General features: G+C 68.9%; 15 protein-coding genes. 10 read left to right on the top strand and 5 right to left on the bottom strand.

The window, feature by feature from the left end; all coding sequences use genetic code 11:
- Nucleotides 1–156: 156 nt before the first annotated feature.
- From ACH492_RS29075 to ACH492_RS29065, 3 genes are all read right to left on the bottom strand, one after another.
- Nucleotides 157–507: a DUF317 domain-containing protein gene (locus tag ACH492_RS29075; RefSeq protein ID WP_398990833.1), complete on the bottom strand. Its 351-nt coding sequence runs from the start codon at nucleotides 505–507 to the stop codon at nucleotides 157–159.
- A 386-nt stretch (nucleotides 508–893) separates the two neighbouring features.
- On the bottom strand, nucleotides 894–1,598 hold the full coding sequence (locus tag ACH492_RS29070) for a PIN domain-containing protein (protein ID WP_398990701.1): 705 nt from the start codon (nucleotides 1,596–1,598) through the stop codon (nucleotides 894–896).
- Nucleotides 1,576–1,866, bottom strand: a complete 291-nt coding sequence (locus tag ACH492_RS29065) for a hypothetical protein (protein ID WP_398990699.1) — start codon at nucleotides 1,864–1,866, stop codon at nucleotides 1,576–1,578. Before ACH492_RS29065 ends, ACH492_RS29070 begins: the two co-directional genes overlap by 23 nt.
- Nucleotides 1,867–2,269: 403 nt before the next feature.
- Here ACH492_RS29065 and ACH492_RS29060 point away from each other — a divergent pair, with 403 nt between their 5' ends.
- From ACH492_RS29060 to ACH492_RS29045, 4 genes are all read left to right on the top strand, one after another.
- Entirely contained in the window at nucleotides 2,270–2,974 is a 705-nt protein-coding gene (locus tag ACH492_RS29060) for a nucleotidyltransferase domain-containing protein (RefSeq protein WP_398990697.1), read from the top strand.
- 225 nt (nucleotides 2,975–3,199) lie between these two features.
- Nucleotides 3,200–3,823: a nucleotidyltransferase domain-containing protein gene (locus ACH492_RS29055; protein WP_398990695.1), complete on the top strand. Its 624-nt coding sequence runs from the start codon at nucleotides 3,200–3,202 to the stop codon at nucleotides 3,821–3,823.
- Nucleotides 3,824–4,500: 677 nt separating this feature from the next.
- Nucleotides 4,501–5,811: an aspartate--tRNA(Asn) ligase gene (gene aspS / locus ACH492_RS29050; RefSeq protein WP_398990693.1), complete on the top strand. Its 1,311-nt coding sequence runs from the start codon at nucleotides 4,501–4,503 to the stop codon at nucleotides 5,809–5,811.
- Between the two features lie 286 nt (nucleotides 5,812–6,097).
- Complete coding sequence (locus ACH492_RS29045) at nucleotides 6,098–6,607, top strand: hypothetical protein (protein ID WP_398990691.1); 510 nt, start codon at nucleotides 6,098–6,100, stop codon at nucleotides 6,605–6,607.
- 23 nt (nucleotides 6,608–6,630) lie between these two features.
- Here the strand turns inward: ACH492_RS29045 and ACH492_RS29040 are convergent, their stop codons facing one another.
- Both ACH492_RS29040 and ACH492_RS29035 read right to left on the bottom strand, forming a co-directional pair.
- On the bottom strand, nucleotides 6,631–7,578 hold the full coding sequence (locus ACH492_RS29040; protein ID WP_398990689.1) for an FAD-dependent oxidoreductase: 948 nt from the start codon (nucleotides 7,576–7,578) through the stop codon (nucleotides 6,631–6,633).
- 10 nt (nucleotides 7,579–7,588) lie between these two features.
- The gene (locus ACH492_RS29035; protein WP_398990687.1) at nucleotides 7,589–9,037 is read right to left on the bottom strand and encodes a carph-isopro domain-containing protein; all 1,449 of its coding nucleotides are present in this window, start codon (nucleotides 9,035–9,037) and stop codon (nucleotides 7,589–7,591) included.
- Nucleotides 9,038–9,252: 215 nt separating this feature from the next.
- On the opposite strand from ACH492_RS29035, the gene ACH492_RS29030 reads away from it, so the two are divergent.
- The 6 genes from ACH492_RS29030 to ACH492_RS29005 are packed head-to-tail and all read left to right on the top strand — an operon-like array spanning nucleotide 9,253 to nucleotide 15,164.
- Entirely contained in the window at nucleotides 9,253–9,771 is a 519-nt protein-coding gene (locus ACH492_RS29030; protein WP_398990685.1) for an ATP-binding protein, read from the top strand.
- Between the two features lie 41 nt (nucleotides 9,772–9,812).
- Nucleotides 9,813–11,123 (top strand): glycosyltransferase family 4 protein, encoded by a 1,311-nt coding sequence (locus tag ACH492_RS29025; RefSeq protein ID WP_398990683.1) that lies wholly within the window; start codon nucleotides 9,813–9,815, stop codon nucleotides 11,121–11,123.
- Nucleotides 11,120–12,118 (top strand): D-2-hydroxyacid dehydrogenase, encoded by a 999-nt coding sequence (locus ACH492_RS29020; RefSeq protein WP_398990681.1) that lies wholly within the window; start codon nucleotides 11,120–11,122, stop codon nucleotides 12,116–12,118. The genes ACH492_RS29025 and ACH492_RS29020 overlap by 4 nt, the downstream gene beginning before the upstream one ends.
- 4 nt (nucleotides 12,119–12,122) lie before the next feature.
- On the top strand, nucleotides 12,123–13,232 hold the full coding sequence (locus ACH492_RS29015; protein ID WP_398990679.1) for a radical SAM protein: 1,110 nt from the start codon (nucleotides 12,123–12,125) through the stop codon (nucleotides 13,230–13,232).
- Nucleotides 13,232–14,350 (top strand): hypothetical protein, encoded by a 1,119-nt coding sequence (locus ACH492_RS29010; RefSeq protein WP_398990677.1) that lies wholly within the window; start codon nucleotides 13,232–13,234, stop codon nucleotides 14,348–14,350. Before ACH492_RS29015 ends, ACH492_RS29010 begins: the two co-directional genes overlap by 1 nt.
- 16 nt (nucleotides 14,351–14,366) lie before the next feature.
- The gene (locus ACH492_RS29005; RefSeq protein ID WP_398990676.1) at nucleotides 14,367–15,164 is read left to right on the top strand and encodes a radical SAM protein; all 798 of its coding nucleotides are present in this window, start codon (nucleotides 14,367–14,369) and stop codon (nucleotides 15,162–15,164) included.
- The last annotated feature ends 1 nt before the right edge of the window (nucleotide 15,165 follow it).

Here is a 15,165-nt window from a genome sequence, read left to right as displayed (position 1 = left end):
TACGGCTACCTCGGGCGGCAGATACCCGAGTTGGCTGTCAGCGTCCCGCGTCTCAGCCAGACAGACAACGGGCCGGCCGTCCGGTCTCGTCGCGGGCCTCCACAACCTGTGGAGCGCGATGGGCACCGAGTCAGCTGACGCCTGCTGGCGTGCTCATCAGGGATGGGTGGTTTGCAGCACGCGCTTCACAGCGGCGGCGACGATGTCGGCCGGCGTCTCGGTGTCGAAGGAGATGCTGTACCCGGGGACCTTCGCTGTACCGGTGACTGCGATCTTCCAGCCCTCGCCGTCGGTTCCGGGACGGCCGAGCGGAGACCAGCCCAAGTAGAACCGACCATCCTTCGAATTGACGTGCACGTCGGCGCGGTCGTCCACCACCATGTGGAAATCCTCGGCACAGAACTGATCCATCACGAGCGTGGGCTCGCCCGGGCCGAGCTGCCAGTCACGCACTTTCAGAGCCTTGACGGTGGTGGAGAAGCCGGGGCTCCTGGGAGCCACGGTCACGGCGATCACCTCTCTGACCTGGGGTTCCGGAAGGTCGTCTACGTTGACATCCCTCTGCACCCGTTGACCAGTCTTTCGAGACTCTTTCCTGTCTGCCCCCGGCGAACCGGTGTCCGCTGTCATCCGATCGAGGCGTTTGACATTGAACCCAGTCGTCCTGGGTTCCTTGCCAGCGAACCTAGTCGTGCGAGGTGATGTGCTGGGGGTGGGTGGCCGTACCGATCGGGGTGGATCTTGCGAAGCCGTACGTCGAGCTGTCGTACGTGGATGCTGCGCACGAGCGTCAGCGACGTCCGCTTCTGGACTGCGCGACGGCGCGCTGTTCGAGCACGTGGCTGCGGTGCGGCCACTTCGCTAACTACCGTCAGGTGGCGTGTAGCGCAGTGTTACTGCCGTGGTCCTCGTTTCTCAACTGACCGTAGGAGCCTCGGCTTCGGCCAGTCGGGCGCGCCGCTGCGCGCGGACGCCAGTGCCAGACCTGTCCGGGGCCGACCAGTCTGGCTCGGCCCGGGGTCCTTCGTCGCCACTTTGGACACCTTCAGTCCGGCAGCTCGGCCCCGGGTGTGCTGACTCGTATCGCACGTCAGCAACCAAACGTCGCGGCCGGCCAGGCCCTGGATGGCCACCGTCCGGTCGATGATCTCGACATCGGGGCGGTCCAGGCGCACGTGGCCGGGGGGATCGAGGACGATCTCCACGTTGACCTTGCCGCGGGTCTCGCCGTCCTGAACGGTGTGCTCCCCCTCATGCAGGACCCCGTGGCTGCCGCCGTTGAGGACCCCGTCGAGGAGACCGAGCGTGTGGGCGGCACGCCAGCGGGCCCGCTGCTTGCTGGCGTCCTTGAGGTCGTCCAGCTCGTCGACCACCACGATCGGGAACAGCAGGCGCACGAACTGCCAGCGCGGCACGTCGAGCACCTCGTGCAGGTCGACGTCGGCCAGCTTCACCTCGTTCTGGATGTAGAAGCTGGAGTCGGCCACGACGAACACCTCCCGCTGGCTCCAGCGGCCGATCCGGGTATCCAGCGCGGCCACGGCCGCCTCGAACGCCTCGATCCGTTCGGCGACCTCAAGTTGGACCAAGCCGTTCACGAGGCCGCTGCTGGGCGGTCCCGGCGAGGGTGCCGCAGCTGCCCAGCAGCGCCCGGTAGCGGTCGGTGAACACGAGCTGGTCGAGGTCCCGGTCGCTGATCTGGGAGCGCAGCATCCGCGCGGACTCCGTGGCCCACTCCAGATACGTCAGCAGCCCCTCGAAGGCGCTGCCGTACGGCCGCTGCAGGTTCATCGCCGTGGTGTGGACGCCGCTGAGGGCCTGCCGGATGTTCTTCCGGTCTGCGCCGGGGCGCGGTGTGATGAGCATGCGGTGATCCTGCCAGCGCGGCCCGCTCGTGCGCCTCGGGTTTCCATGAGGGGTGACGCAGGAGTTCGACCTGCACCTGGCTCCTCCGGCTCGAAGAGCCTCCTGCTCTAGGCCAACCAAGGGAGCTTCTTGCCAACCAAGTTAGTCCGCCCAGATCACAGACCAACAGCGGACTAACTTCGCGGTCAACGGACAACCGGGGCACGGGCCACTCCCCTACAGCGCCCGAAGCGCCACGTACGAGGAGTCCGCCCCCAGCCACGCCCCTCTGTACGGCATCACCGTGAGCCGCGTCACGGCACCGCCGGCGGAGGCCAGCCTCAGGGGACAAGGTCGTGAGACAGCACTGCCGTCCCCGAAGAAACCCCGTGCGCACGGTGAGCAGAGTGCTGATAGTTGCCGCATGGATGCGATTGACGCTGCGCGTGCCGTTGTAGAGGAACACCACCCTGACGCTCGGGCGGCGTTCCTGGGAGGCAGCGTCGTGACGGGCCGCCGTACGGCGATGTCGGACCTCGACATCGTGGTATTGCTCCACGGTGCCCCGGCCCCGTACCGGGCAAGCCTCCGGCACGACGACTGGCCAGTGGAGCTGTTCGTGCACACCGAAGCAACATGGCACTCGTACGTCGAGCGGGAAGTACGCAAGCGCCGGTCACCGCTGCTCTGGATGTGTGCCGACGGACTGCTGCTCTTCGACACCGATGGCGTCGGGGCACACCTCGCCGCTGAGGCCGGGAAGCTGACCGCCGCGGGTCCGCCCATGGCGTCGGCTGAAGAGATCGACGACTGCCGCTACGCAATCACCGACCTGCTCGACGACCTCGCGGGCAGCACCGACCAGAACGAGCGGTTGTTCATCGCCACCGAACTGGTACGGCGAACCGGCGAGTTGGCGCTGACCATCGACGGGTCCTGGGGTGGAGGCGGAAAGTGGCTGGCACGCCGTCTTGAGACCTCGGCGCCGGGGCTCAGCATGCGCCTGCACCATGGCCTACGCGAGGTACTGGAGGGGCGGATAGAGCCCCTCGTGGCCGTCGTGGACGATGTGATGGCGCAGATCGGCGGCCGGTTCTGGGTCGGCTACAAGCGCGGTGGAACTCCATGAACGAGTTTGCCGTCGGGCGCGAGGCCAGCGTTAGGGAGCGGTCGTGCATCACGCACGTCTGCTCCCAGGGCTCCAGCGCAGGTCACAGCAGCGCAGCAGTTTCCGCCGATCGACGGCACGCATGCCCGACGCCGCATCCTGACGGGTTCGCGGACGCAGTCGGCTCGCCTCGACCTCCCCGATCCAGATCCAGATCCAGATCCAGGTTACTGAGAGCATGGACATGTGAGTGCTGACGAATTGGGGCACTGGGTGCCGGACAGCCCCGAAGAAGTCGCCAAGGTGTTCGCCAAGGCGGCCTTCCCCTGGTGGATCGCCGGCGGATACGCGATCGAGCTCGCCGTCGGTCGTGAGCTGCGTCCGCACGCCGATCTCGACGTCCTGGTTCTCCGTCGCGACCAAGCCCTCGCCCGTGACCTCCTGGCCAGCTGGGACCTGTACGTAGCGGACCCACCCGGCCAGGGGCAGCTACGACCATGGCGTTCCAGGGAGTCGCTGCCCCCACCGCTTCACGACATTTGGTGCCGGCGCACGCCGGTGGCGCCCTGGTCGGTGCAGCTCATGCTGGATGAGGCTGAGGGCGACCAATGGGTCTCGCGGCGCGCCCCGCAGATCCGGCTTCCCATCGTGCGGTTGGGGCGGACGAGCCCGACCGGAACTCCCTACCTGGTGCCCGAAGTGCAGCTCTTCTACAAGGCGAAGGCCACCCGGGACAAGGACGAGACCGACTTCAAAGCGGTGCTGCCGCTGCTGGACGCGTCGCAACGCGTCTGGCTGGCGGACGCGATCCAGGTGATCGCGCCAGACCACCCCTGGCGACTGTCGCTTCTGCCGGCCAGCCGAACGTGAGAAGCGGGACGTCGTAGAGGTCGCGGCTCCGGGGGCCGGGTCATGGTGGGAGATGTGACCTCCACGACCAGCAGCTCGCTGAGGACCGGGCCCCGGCGCTGCGGAGGTGGCTGGTCCAGCCGTCGGCCGAATCGCACGCCGGGGCGCCCGAGCCGAACGCCTCGACGTTGGTGGCGTCCTCGTCGTCCCTCGCCGGATGAGCGTCAAGAAGTTGCCTGATTCTCGTTCCCCATCGGTCCTGTCCGTGCCCGACCACCGGCCTCCGGGTGCCGTGATCTCGCGCCTCGGCGGCTGTGGCCGCGAGGCCAGGGGCAGGCTGCTTCCCGGCCTCCGAGTCCATGCGTAAGGCGGCCGTGCGGCTCTATTGGATTGCGGGCGCGATCGCGCTCTACTTATCCTTCCGGGCAACGCGTTGACGGAGACGAGTAGCCACGGATCACGCGAGCCGAGAGAGCCGCCGGTAGCTGTGAAGGCGGTCTCGCACCCCGAGGCGAAGACCCTCCCGAGCGCGGGGAGGAACGATCGCGCCTGATGGTCTAATGCCCCGCCGGTCGGCCCCCGTCACCGGGCTCGAATGAGGCCGCCACCTGGTGGCGGCGAAAGTGCGGTGGTACCGCGAGTTGCCCTTCTCGCCCGCACTCCCAAGGGATCATGACGACGTCCTTCGGAGGACCGAAATGATCCACAGCCGCGTACACGTCTCCGACCTGCGAGAACACGTCGGCCGCACCGTTTCCGTCTGCGGATGGGTGAACACCCTCCGACTGCAGAGCAAGATACAGTTCGTCATCGTGCGGGACAGCACCGGCATGGTGCAGGTGACCCACAAGCGCGACGGCGGGCCCCTGGAAGCCCAGCTCGAAGCCCTCACCCCGGAATCCGCTGTACGAATCACCGGCCGCGTCGTCAACGCCACCCAGGTGAAGCTCGGCGGCCTGGAGATCGTCCCCGAGATGGTCGAGGTCCTGAACCTGGCCGCCACACCGCTTCCGATCGACGAGCACACCGGCCTGGAGCAGCGGCTGGACTGGCGCTTCCTGGACGTGCGCCGCCGTCCCGCCACCCAGTTGATGTTCGCCGTGCAGACCACCCTGGAGAAGGGGATGCGTGAGTACGCCTACAAGCTGGGCGCCACGGAGATGCACACGCCCAAGCTGATGGGCACCGCCTCGGAGTCCGGTGCGGAGGTCTTCAAGCTCGGCTACTTCGACCGCAGCGCCTACCTGGCGCAGTCGCCGCAGTTCTACAAGCAGATGGCGATCTCGGCCGGGATCGACAAGGTCTTCGAGATCGGGCCGGTCTTCCGTGCCGAGCCGTCGTTCACCTCCCGGCACGCGACCGAGTTCACCGGAGTCGACGTGGAGCTGGCCTGGATCGACGGGGTCGAGGACGTGATGGCGTTCGAGGAGCAGATGCTCGCCCACGCGATCTCCAAGGTCGCGGACGCGCACGGCGAGGCGATCGCCGAGCACTTCGGCATCGAGGTCACCGTCCCCACCACGCCCTTCCCTCGCGTCACCATGGCCGAGGCGCACGAGATCCTGCGCAAGGGCGGCTGGGACCCGGCGGGTATCAAGGAGGACCTGGACCCGGAGGGCGAGCGGAGCATCTCGGCCCACATCAAGGAGGCCACCGGGCACGAGTTCGTGTTCATCACGCACTACCCGGTAGGCATCCGGCCCTTCTACCACATGCGGCCGGCCGACGACCCGAGCGTGACCTTGAGCTTCGACCTGCTTTGGAAGGGGCTGGAGGTCACCACCGGCGCGCAGCGTGAGCACCGGTACGACGTGCTGCTGAAGCAAGCCGCCGAGAAGGGCATGAGTCCCGAGCCGCTGCAGGACTACCTCAACGCCTTCCGATACGGGTGCCCGCCGCACGGCGGCCTCGGCATGGGCCTCGGGCGGGTACTGATGGTCATGCTCGGCCTCGACTCCATCCGAGAGGCCACCTTCCTCTTCCGCGGGCCGAACCGGCTCACCCCGTAACCAGCCGCCGGCCGCGTCCCACGACCCGGGGCAAGCACCTCGTGGCCGTGGGACGGGATCAGGGGCAACCGGATCGGCTCAGGAAAGCATCGCCAAGGCATACACCTCGTCAGCACAACCGACGCCGTCGGTAGCTCCGGCGGTTGAGCGCGGCGGAGTGCGTGCCGATCCGTTTCTGTATGCGAACCGCGCGCCAGCTGATCAGCGCATGCCCGTCCTGACCGCCAAACGAGCAAGAACGGTCCCAGGCCATGCCAGTCAGTCCCCTGGAACTACCGTGCCTCGCATGCGCGATGTTCAGTACATGAGCCGTGGTGTGCCGCTTGAGGCGTACGAACTCACCCGGCGCGATCACCGGTGGCAGAAGGATCTGGAGGGCATCCGGAGAGCCGCCCACGAGCAGGTCGCCAAGCACCTGGACGAGGTTTACGCAGACCCCGAGTTGACGGCCGCCCACCACGAGCAGCTCACGAAGGTATGGAAGCTTATCCAGTCGTCCAAGACGCCACCCCACAGGATCATGCGGTGGCGTGTGCGGCTCTACTGCGGGCACATCGTCACGACCTCGCGTCACGCGGAGAACGACGAGCCGCCCCGCTCTACGAAGTGCCCCGAATGTGGCAAAGACCCATCCACGATCGTTGCGTTCGAGCCGATCGGCCTCGCTGGCGAACCTCCACAGTCCCAAACTGCGACACCATCGGCGCCGAGGAAGCCCAGCCGAGCGGAGCTGGAACGGCGCATCGCTGCCCTGGAGGAAGAGAATCAACGCCTTCGAGCCGAACAGGCGATCTGAAACGCGTACCCGGTCAGTTCACGTCAGGCCAGTAGCAGCTGGACCTCTGTAGCGCACCCCCACGACAGCGTGACGCCGGCACCACCGTGCCCGTAGTTGTGCACGGCCAAGGTGCCGTCCTCCCGCTGCTCCGCCTCCACTCGGACCGTGGAACGGGTCGGCCGAGCACCGATCCGGTGCTCCAGGACGCGGGCCTGGGCGAGGCGAGGTTCAACCTCGGCGCATCGAGAGAGGATGCCGGCCGCCGCCTTGTCGTCGGGGGCCAGGTCGCCTTCGCCGTCGATGGCCGTGCCGCCCAGGACGACGGTGTCGCCGTGGGGGTAGAAGCACAGCAGGTCCGGCGAGGAGCCGGTGTCCTCGGAGAAGAAGTCGGTCAGGCCCGGATTGGTGACGACGACGTGCTGGCCACGGATCGGCCGCAGGTCGGGATCCGGAACCAGGTCATGGGCGCTGAGGCCGGTGCAGTTGACGATCACCGAGACGGGGCCGGCGTCGGCGAGCGAGGCGAGGCGCCGCTGCTCGACCGTTCCCCCGGCGGCGCGGAGCCGGCGGAGGAGGTAGTCCAGGTAGACCGGCATGTCGATCAGCGGCACGGTGAATCGGTACCCCGCCGTGAACCCGGCCGGGAGCTCGGCCGGGTCACAGGGCCGGAAGCTCGGCAGGGTAGTGGCCCAGTCTGGCGGGGCGTCGGCCGTGCGGGACGCCTCGATGCCGCTGGTCAGCCGGACACCCGTGCCCGGATCCTCGGCCAGCTCCCGGAAGGTCTTCAGCGACCGCTGTCCCCATTGGTCGACCTTGTCCTTCGGCTCGACCAGGTACGGGCCCCACATCGCCCCGGCCGCCAGTGACGTGTCGCCGGGTACGTGCTCGGCGATCACGTACACCGGTGTCCCGGCCTCGGCAAGAACGACGGCCGTGGTGAGCCCTGCCACCCCGGCCCCGACAACGACAACGCGCCCGCCTGCGGTCATGGTCTCGACCCTAGCGGCCGGGCGGTGCCAACGGCGCGTGTTGGGCGAGGGCGTTCTCCAGGGCCGGCAGGAAGCTGCGCACGTGGGCGTTGCGCTGGCGGCGGCGGAGGTCGACGGCGAGCTGGTGGAGCAGGGCCGCGCTGCGCGGTGAGCGCACTACGTCGAGGCGGTCCGCCGCGATCTGGGCGGTCTCGCAGGCGGCCTCCAGCTCCCCGTGGGCGTTGTGACCGAGTGCCAGCCACGCTCCCTCGAACATGGCCCTCCTCTGGCTGGGGTCGCCGCGCGGAACGTCGTACGCCCCGGATCGGAGCATCTCCGTCCCCTGAGCGAGGAGACGTCGGCCCTTCGCGCTGTTCCCGTTCTTCTGCTGTGCCCGGCCCATCTGGACAAGCCCGTAGCCAGCCTGGCAGTCCAGGTGGTTGTCGGTGAGGAAGTACATCCAGCGGGGCTCCTCTTGGCTGCCGTCGCGAATCGCGATCAGTTCGCGGGCGGAGCCGCGTGTGTGGGCGAAGTCGTCTTCGCGGCCTGCCGCGGCGTACGCGTAGGCGAGACGGGACAAGACGGATGCCCGGACGGCAGGCGGGGCAGCGTCGCTCGCGCGGCGGGCTGCTTCACCTAGCGCGATGGCGTCCGCAGGGTGTCCCCGGCTCGCGGCTTGGAAGGAGAGATCGCCGAGGATGTGGGCGCACAGGGGCAGATCGTTGACTTGATGCGCAGCCCGTAGCGCGGTGGCGAAGTAGCGCTGCGCCAGACCGTGATCCGCCGCGTCGAAGGCCATCCAGCCGGCGAGTTGGCCGATCTCAGCGAGAGCGCGGATCAGCCTGCTTGCCACGGCGGGGGAGTGACCACCTTCGTGAATCAACAGCCCCACCGCACGGAACTGGGCCCCCACGTAGGGGAGATGCCGCGCTCCTCCGTGTTCGTCGTCGAGCATCTGGAGCATAGGTAGGTGCTGCTCCACCTGGTCCACGAGCGGATCGACCCCGATCGCCGGCATCATCCGGGACGCGTACTGGCCGCGTCCCGCAGTGCCGTCCAGATACTGAGCGACGACCGCGAGGAGCCCCGCACCCGAGATCGCGAGGAAGCGGCGCCGGTCGACGAGCCCGCCCATCACCCAGTCCTCCACGATCGCCTCCATGCCCTGCGCGGTCCAAGGCCGCGCGAGATCGGTGTCCGCCGAGACGAGCGCCGAGGAGTCGCCGACGCGGCCCTGCCACAGCTCTGCCACCGAGACGGTTCTGCCCAGTTCCTGGGACAGCACATAGGCCGCCATCGTCGGCAGCGGCGAGCGCGGCAGTGAGCCGGCGTCCCTCCAGTGGTACGGCGCCGATTCGGCCACCGTCCCTGCGCCGAACACCCTGTTGAGTTTCCGTGCGAGCGCCTTCGGGCTCCACCCGAGTTCGTCAAGGCACCCCGCCAGTAACGCGTTGGGTTGCTGCCCTGCCTGTAGTGCCACGTGCGACCACCTCATGCCCCAGCGGCTCGTCGATCCACTCGCGCTCCCCATGGTGATGCCCACAGGTGACTGAAACACCGCCATCGCAAGGAAGTTGACCGAGTTGACCCACTGATGGGGTCCTGCGGGACCACCTTCCTCCGGTGTTCTTGGTTCCCGGCAGAAGGCGCCGCCTTCGACGCCGACGGAGAAAGGGATGGGCCTTGGAACACAGCATGAGTACCTCCCGAGGCCGTCCGGGCAGTGTGCTGCAACGCGACAGCGGGCGACCCGCCGCCGCACGGACGCAGCGCCGCGCGGATGGCGGCGACATGACCACGCTGATCACCGATCTCCCCTACGGGCCGAGGGCGGCGGAAGTCGCTCGGGAGGCCGTAGCGGTCGCGCTCCACGGCCCCATGCAGACGGACCTGCTCAACGATGCCCGCTTGATCGGGTCGGAGCTCGCGACGAACGCGTTCACCTCGGGCAGCCCGCCGCTGGTCCTGTGCGTCGACCGCAGGAGCCCGACCGTCGGCGGCCTGGAAGTCGAGATCACTGTCACCGACGGCGGCTGCCCGCTCCCTGGTCCTACCTCCCTGCCGGCACCCGAGGATGAGGCCGAATCGGGACGGGGACTGGTCATCGTCGAGGCCCTGGCCGACGCCTGGTCGCTGACGACCGGCACCCACGGCACCCGCGCCTGGTGCCGACTCACACGCGGGGTTCTCTCTTCGCCCGCCGACACCAATTGATCCCCGCCCCCGAGATCCCGCTTCGAAGGAGGCACCACACGGTGCGCATCCACCATGCGACCCCGCCACTCACGCCCACGGACGAGCCGGGAGCGGTTCGCCAGCCCCGGGTGGTCGTCGCCCTCCATGAGGGCTTCTACGGCACCGCGTCGGGCACCGGCTTCAGCAACCGCGCCTTCCTCACGGCGCTCACCCGCCTGCTGCCGGCGGGGCGCCTCTCCGTGATCGCCCCGCATGTTCCGGAGACGGCGGGAGCACACGATCGACGTTGGACTGACGAGGTCGAGCAGATGCTTCGGCGGGCCGGGGCCGAGGTCGTCACCCTCCCGGAGATCCAGGCGCCGCCGGACTCGGTCCACGGCTCCGTGCAGTTGTGTGACCTGGCGGGCGAGGCAGCCGTACGCATCGCCGATCGCGCCAGCCGATGCCTCCTCATCGGCCTCGATGTCCCCTTCCTCGGGCTTGCCCCCTACACATCTCCGACGATGGACCTGCTGCTCGTCCCGCGCTCCACAGCGGCACTGACGCGGCCCAGGGACCTGCCACGAATCCGCTGGGAGCGCGACGCCCTGCGGACGGCGACCGCCCGAGGCGCGCGGATCGGTGCCATCTCCACCCACATGCGAGGCCACCTCGCCGTGAGCTGCACCGTCCCACGAGCAAGCATCGTGAGCATCCCGAACGGGCTGATCCCGGAGGAGATGACCAGGCCGGCAAGCCTGCCACCCCTGCCCTCCAACGCCCGAGCCGGATTCCTCCTGGCCATGGGACGCGCCGTGCCCACCAAGGGCTTCGAAGACCTCTTGGAGGCGCTCCACGTTCTGAAGGAACGAGGGATCCGTGTTCCGCACCTGGTGCTGACGGCCGTGACCTCGGAGGATCGCGAGCGACCCACGGCGTACCAAGAGGACCTGGCCGCAACCATCCGTGCGTACGGCCTGGACGCGACGCTGATCACTCGCTTCACTCCCGCCGTCCGTGCCTGGCTGCACAGCCCGGCACTGCGTGCGGTCGTCGTTCCCTCGCGTGAGGAGCCCTTCGGGCGGATACCCCTGGAGGCATTCGCGGCAGGTGCCAGCCCAGTCGTCGCCACCACCGCGGGCGGGCTAGCCCAGACCGTCGTCGAGGGTGAGACCGGATTCACCGCCGCGCCACGGGACTCCAGGTCCCTGGCCTCCGCTATTCACCGCGCCCTGACCGCCCTGCCCCGAGAACGCGATCGCCTTCGGCAAGCCGGGACGGCCCTGGTGCGCTCGCACCACGACTACGAGGCGAGCATCGCCTCCGTCATGGGCCGGATCGCCCCGTGGGCGCTGGCTCCTGCGCCTACTGCTGAGGACAGGTCACGATGAACCGGCCGGCGGTGCTGATAAGCCTGGAGTCCCCGCACTCCTTCTGGCGGTTGTCTGCCGAACACGAGCATTCCCTGCGTGCCGCATTCCCCGACGTCGAGTTCCACACGGCGACCGAGGGGGACGTGCCGCACCGGCTGGCCGAGGCGCATGTCTACTTCGGCTGGAGGTTCGAGCCGTCGTGGCTGTTCGGCGCGCCTCGGCTGAAGTGGATTGCTTCCCCGGCCGCCGGCACCGATCATCTGCCCGTCGCCGAGGCCCACTCGGTCGGGGTGGCCCTGACCCGCTCGTACGGGTTCCACGGCGGGCCCATGGCCGAGCACGCCATGGGGCTGGTCCTGGGCTTCTCCCGCGGGCTGTTCATGAGCCAGCGCGTTCAGCGGAACCGGACCTGGTGGAAGGACGACCTCGCCGAGGAGTTCTTCGACCTGGCCGGAGCAACGATGACCATCGTCGGCTGCGGCAGCATCGGAGGACACCTCGCCTGCGCCGCCCGAGCCTTCGGCATGGACGTGATCGGAGTACGCCGGACACCGCCCGCGGCTGCTGGGGAAGGAATCACCTGGATGCACGCCTCGGCGGTGCACCAGGCGGTCGCCGTCGCCGACGTGGTGGTCGATCTGCTGCCCGCCACCCGGGCCACGGACCACTTCTTCGACCACGACCTCTTCGCTGCCTGCAAGCCTGGTTCCCTCTTCCTCAACCTCGGCCGTGCGGCAACCGTCGACCAGCCAGCCCTCCTGGCCGCCCTCAACGCCGGCCACCTTCGCGGCGCCGCCCTGGACGTCTCCGACCCGAGACCTCTGCCCGCCCGCCATCCGCTGCGGCTCCACCCCCGGGTCGTGCTCACGCCGAAGAGCTCGACGCTCTGCCGCACGTACTTGGACGAGGCGGTCGCGTTCTTCGCCGACAACCTGCACCGCTACCTCTCCGGCCAGCCGCTCGACGGCCTTGCCGGGGTCCCCGTTGCCCGTTCTCCCCTCGCAGGAGGCTGACCCGATGCTCACCACCCGCCACCACGACCTGGCCGCCGCCTTCGCCGCGACCGGCCGCAACCACCCCTACCTGGCCTTCACCCTGAACTCCCTGTGCAACCTGGACTGCGTGTTCTGCAAGCCCCGCTGCATGCCGGACTACGGGCACAAGGACCGTCCCTTGACCGCCTCCGACTACGCGGCCATCGCCGCCGAGGCCGGAGCCTGGAAGATCAGGAAGGCGCACTGCTCCGGCGGCGAACCGACCCTGAGGGCGGACATCCTCGACGTGATCGCGGGCCTCGCGGACGGCCTCGGGCCCGACGCCGCGATCGGCATGACCAGCCACGGCAACCTGCGCCGCGGGCTGAGCGTCGAAAAGCTCCAGCGCGCCGGCCTGACGTACCTCAACCTCAGCCTCCACAGCCTCGACCCGGAACGGTCCGCCGCGATCATGGGTGGCGGCGACCCCCGCCTCGCTCGGGCCACGGTGGACAGCGCGCTCTCCCTCGGCCTACGCGTGAAGATCAACTGTGTCCTCCAGCGCACCTACCTGGACGACGCCTTCGCCGTGGCCGAGCTCGCCAGGGAACTGCCGATCGCCGTCCGCCTGATCGAACTCCAGAACATCGGCCCGGCCCAGGCGCTGTTCGACACCGAGTTCATCAGTGAGGCGGAGGTCCGCGACCGTCTCCACGAGTGGTTCGCGAACGCCGGCGAGGTCCCCAGGGACCAGCTCGGCGTCCGCAGCCCCGGCCGCTACCTGAGCCCTGAAGGCTGGGCCGGCTCCATCGCATTCATCTCCAACTCCAGCTGCGCCACCTGCTCGGACGCCAACCGCATCAAGATCACGCCCACGGGCGTGGCCCGCCCCTGCATCCTCCACAACCGCGACATCCCCCTGAAGCCCCACCTCGCCGGCGGCACTCTCGACGACGCCTTCGCGCACCTCTTCCAGGCCATGCTCGAACGCAACGCGAACGACGCCTGGCAAGGCTTTCACTACGTCGACTACGACCTGCGCTGGGACCGGATGGAACGTCCCGAAGGCACCCCGGTCCTGCCCCTGCTCCCCGTGCTCGCCACGGACACGGCCCGGCCCTCCTGCGCCCGCCCCGCCACCGGGGAGCGGTGATGGTCGTGGTCGAGGCGCCGCCCCTCTACGCGGGGATCGGAGGGTTGTACGAACGCGAGCTGGAGGCCCACGGCGTCGGGGCGGTGATGCTCACCCACAAGTGGCAGCCGGCCGACCTGCTGGCTCCCCACTCCGACGTCGACGTACGCGTCCTCCTATGCGAGGCACCTGAAGACTGGGAGGAGTGGAACCACCGACTGGCCGCCGCGCACACCGCCGCGGTCGGCCGGGAGATCTCCCACGGGCGCCTTCTGGAGCATCCGCCCGGCTTCGCGTTCACCCTGGCCGAGGCGGACGGGCGACACGTCTCCGCGCCCGAGCTCGCGACCTGGTCGCTGATCAGCGGGAGCGCCCGGGAATTCCAGCGCTGGAAGTCCCGGGCTCAGATGGCGCCCTGGTGCGAGGTCGACGAGCGGTTCTACCGGGGAATCCTCCAGGCCCGGCTCGGCGGCCGGTACCAGCTGGCGGCGGACAGTACGGACAACGTGGTGGAGGACATCGCCGCGTACCGGCGCCACTGCGTGGCCTGGCACTACCTCGCCCCATGCTGGTTCGCCGCAGCCGCGCTCGCGACACGGACCCGCTGTCCCGGCAAGACGGCCGCCCTCACGCAATGGCGGCCGACCGGGCTGGACGGGTACGCCGAGCTGTTCCTCGGGCACTCCGAAGACCAACCCAACGCCCGTCCTCGCGGCCCGCGTCACCTGCTCCGCACGGCCCATGTCGCCTTGGAGGCGGCGATGCGCCGCGTCCCCGACGCGGACCGCCCCGCCGGCCAGGACGAGGAGCACGCCCGTACCGACTGGGTGATGACCGCCGGGATGCTCCGCGTACGCGTCGCCCGCTGGCTGTACTACCTCGACCCGCCGCCCGGCGTAGTGACCGACTACCTGATCCGGCGCGAGGCGAAGGAACTCCGAGCCGCCGCGCGGACCCTGAACGCGCTCGCGGCGGATGAGGCCACTTCCGCCCAACGGCTGGCCGCCCGGATGGCGACGCTGATCCCCACCGGACCGACCACCGCCGGCACCCTGCGCTCGACCCTCGCGCTCTGGCACCGGCAGAAGTCCACCGTGCAGGACTTCCTCAGCCTCACCCCCGGTGACATCCACCCCTGACACAAGGAGTCCCACCATGCCCGCGCGTGCGCCCCTGCCCCGCGCCCTGAAGACGGCGAAGATCAAGATCACGACGAAGTGCAACCGGTCCTGCGACTTCTGCATCTTCGCCGACGGCGCCCAGGGCGAGAACATGTCCCAGGAGCTGTTCTCCACCATCCTGACCCGGCTGGAGACCATCCCCTTCCAGCAGCTGCACATCAACGGCGGCGAGCCCACCGTGCACCGGAACTTCCTCGCCCTCAGCGACGCGGCCCGTACCCGTCTGCCGGACAAGGTCATGGTCCTGGGCACGAACGCCATCACCCTGGCCCGCAACAAGCGGATCATGGAGGCCACCCTCCGCTCGTACGACCAGGTCCTCATCGGCTGCGACGACGAGCACGAGAACTACGACGAGGTCCACGCCGTAGTGCCCCGCCTCCGCGAGGCCGACAAGACCGTGGTCATCAACAGCGTCCTGGAAGGCATCAGTTCCTCCCGCCTCACGCAGCTCGCGAGGCTGTGCGACACGTACGGCGCCATCCACGTCACCAACCACGTGCACCACGTCGACGTCGGCCAGCCGGCGAACGAGCTGCGCGGCATCTGCGACCGCTACCTCGACCAGCACCTGATGATCGAGATGGATGGGTCCTGCTATCGCTGCTTCAACGCCATGGCGAAGGACGACAGCGAATTCAGCATCTGGGACGAGGACTTCGCGGCCAAAGTGTTCGCGCCCCGCGGCCACCACTTCCAGTTCTGCCTGCGCTGCCACGAGTACACCGACTCCCGCGCCGCTCTCCTCCCCGCCCCGGCCCTCGCCATCTGAA

This window comes from Streptomyces sp. NPDC019443, assembly GCF_044389785.1.
In the GTDB taxonomy this organism is placed as follows: Bacteria; Actinomycetota; Actinomycetes; order Streptomycetales; family Streptomycetaceae; genus Streptomyces.
The sequence above is the reverse complement of the archived record's forward strand: the minus strand, read 5'-3'. Positions and strand labels throughout refer to the sequence as shown.

Bases quoted from the DNA above. Each gene is read 5' to 3' on its own strand.
- ACH492_RS29040 (WP_398990689.1), bottom strand. From the start codon at position 7,578: ATGACCGCAGGCGGGCGCGTTGTCGTTGTCGGGGCCGGGGTGGCAGGG.
- aspS (WP_398990693.1), top strand. From the start codon at position 4,501: ATGATCCACAGCCGCGTACACGTCTCCGACCTGCGAGAACACGTCGGC.
- ACH492_RS29020 (WP_398990681.1), top strand. From the start codon at position 11,120: ATGAACCGGCCGGCGGTGCTGATAAGCCTGGAGTCCCCGCACTCCTTC.
- ACH492_RS29015 (WP_398990679.1), top strand. From the start codon at position 12,123: ATGCTCACCACCCGCCACCACGACCTGGCCGCCGCCTTCGCCGCGACC.
- ACH492_RS29030 (WP_398990685.1), top strand. From the start codon at position 9,253: ATGAGTACCTCCCGAGGCCGTCCGGGCAGTGTGCTGCAACGCGACAGC.
- ACH492_RS29045 (WP_398990691.1), top strand. From the start codon at position 6,098: ATGCGCGATGTTCAGTACATGAGCCGTGGTGTGCCGCTTGAGGCGTAC.
- ACH492_RS29010 (WP_398990677.1), top strand. From the start codon at position 13,232: ATGGTCGTGGTCGAGGCGCCGCCCCTCTACGCGGGGATCGGAGGGTTG.
- ACH492_RS29060 (WP_398990697.1), top strand. From the start codon at position 2,270: ATGGATGCGATTGACGCTGCGCGTGCCGTTGTAGAGGAACACCACCCT.
- ACH492_RS29065 (WP_398990699.1), bottom strand. From the start codon at position 1,866: ATGCTCATCACACCGCGCCCCGGCGCAGACCGGAAGAACATCCGGCAG.
- ACH492_RS29005 (WP_398990676.1), top strand. From the start codon at position 14,367: ATGCCCGCGCGTGCGCCCCTGCCCCGCGCCCTGAAGACGGCGAAGATC.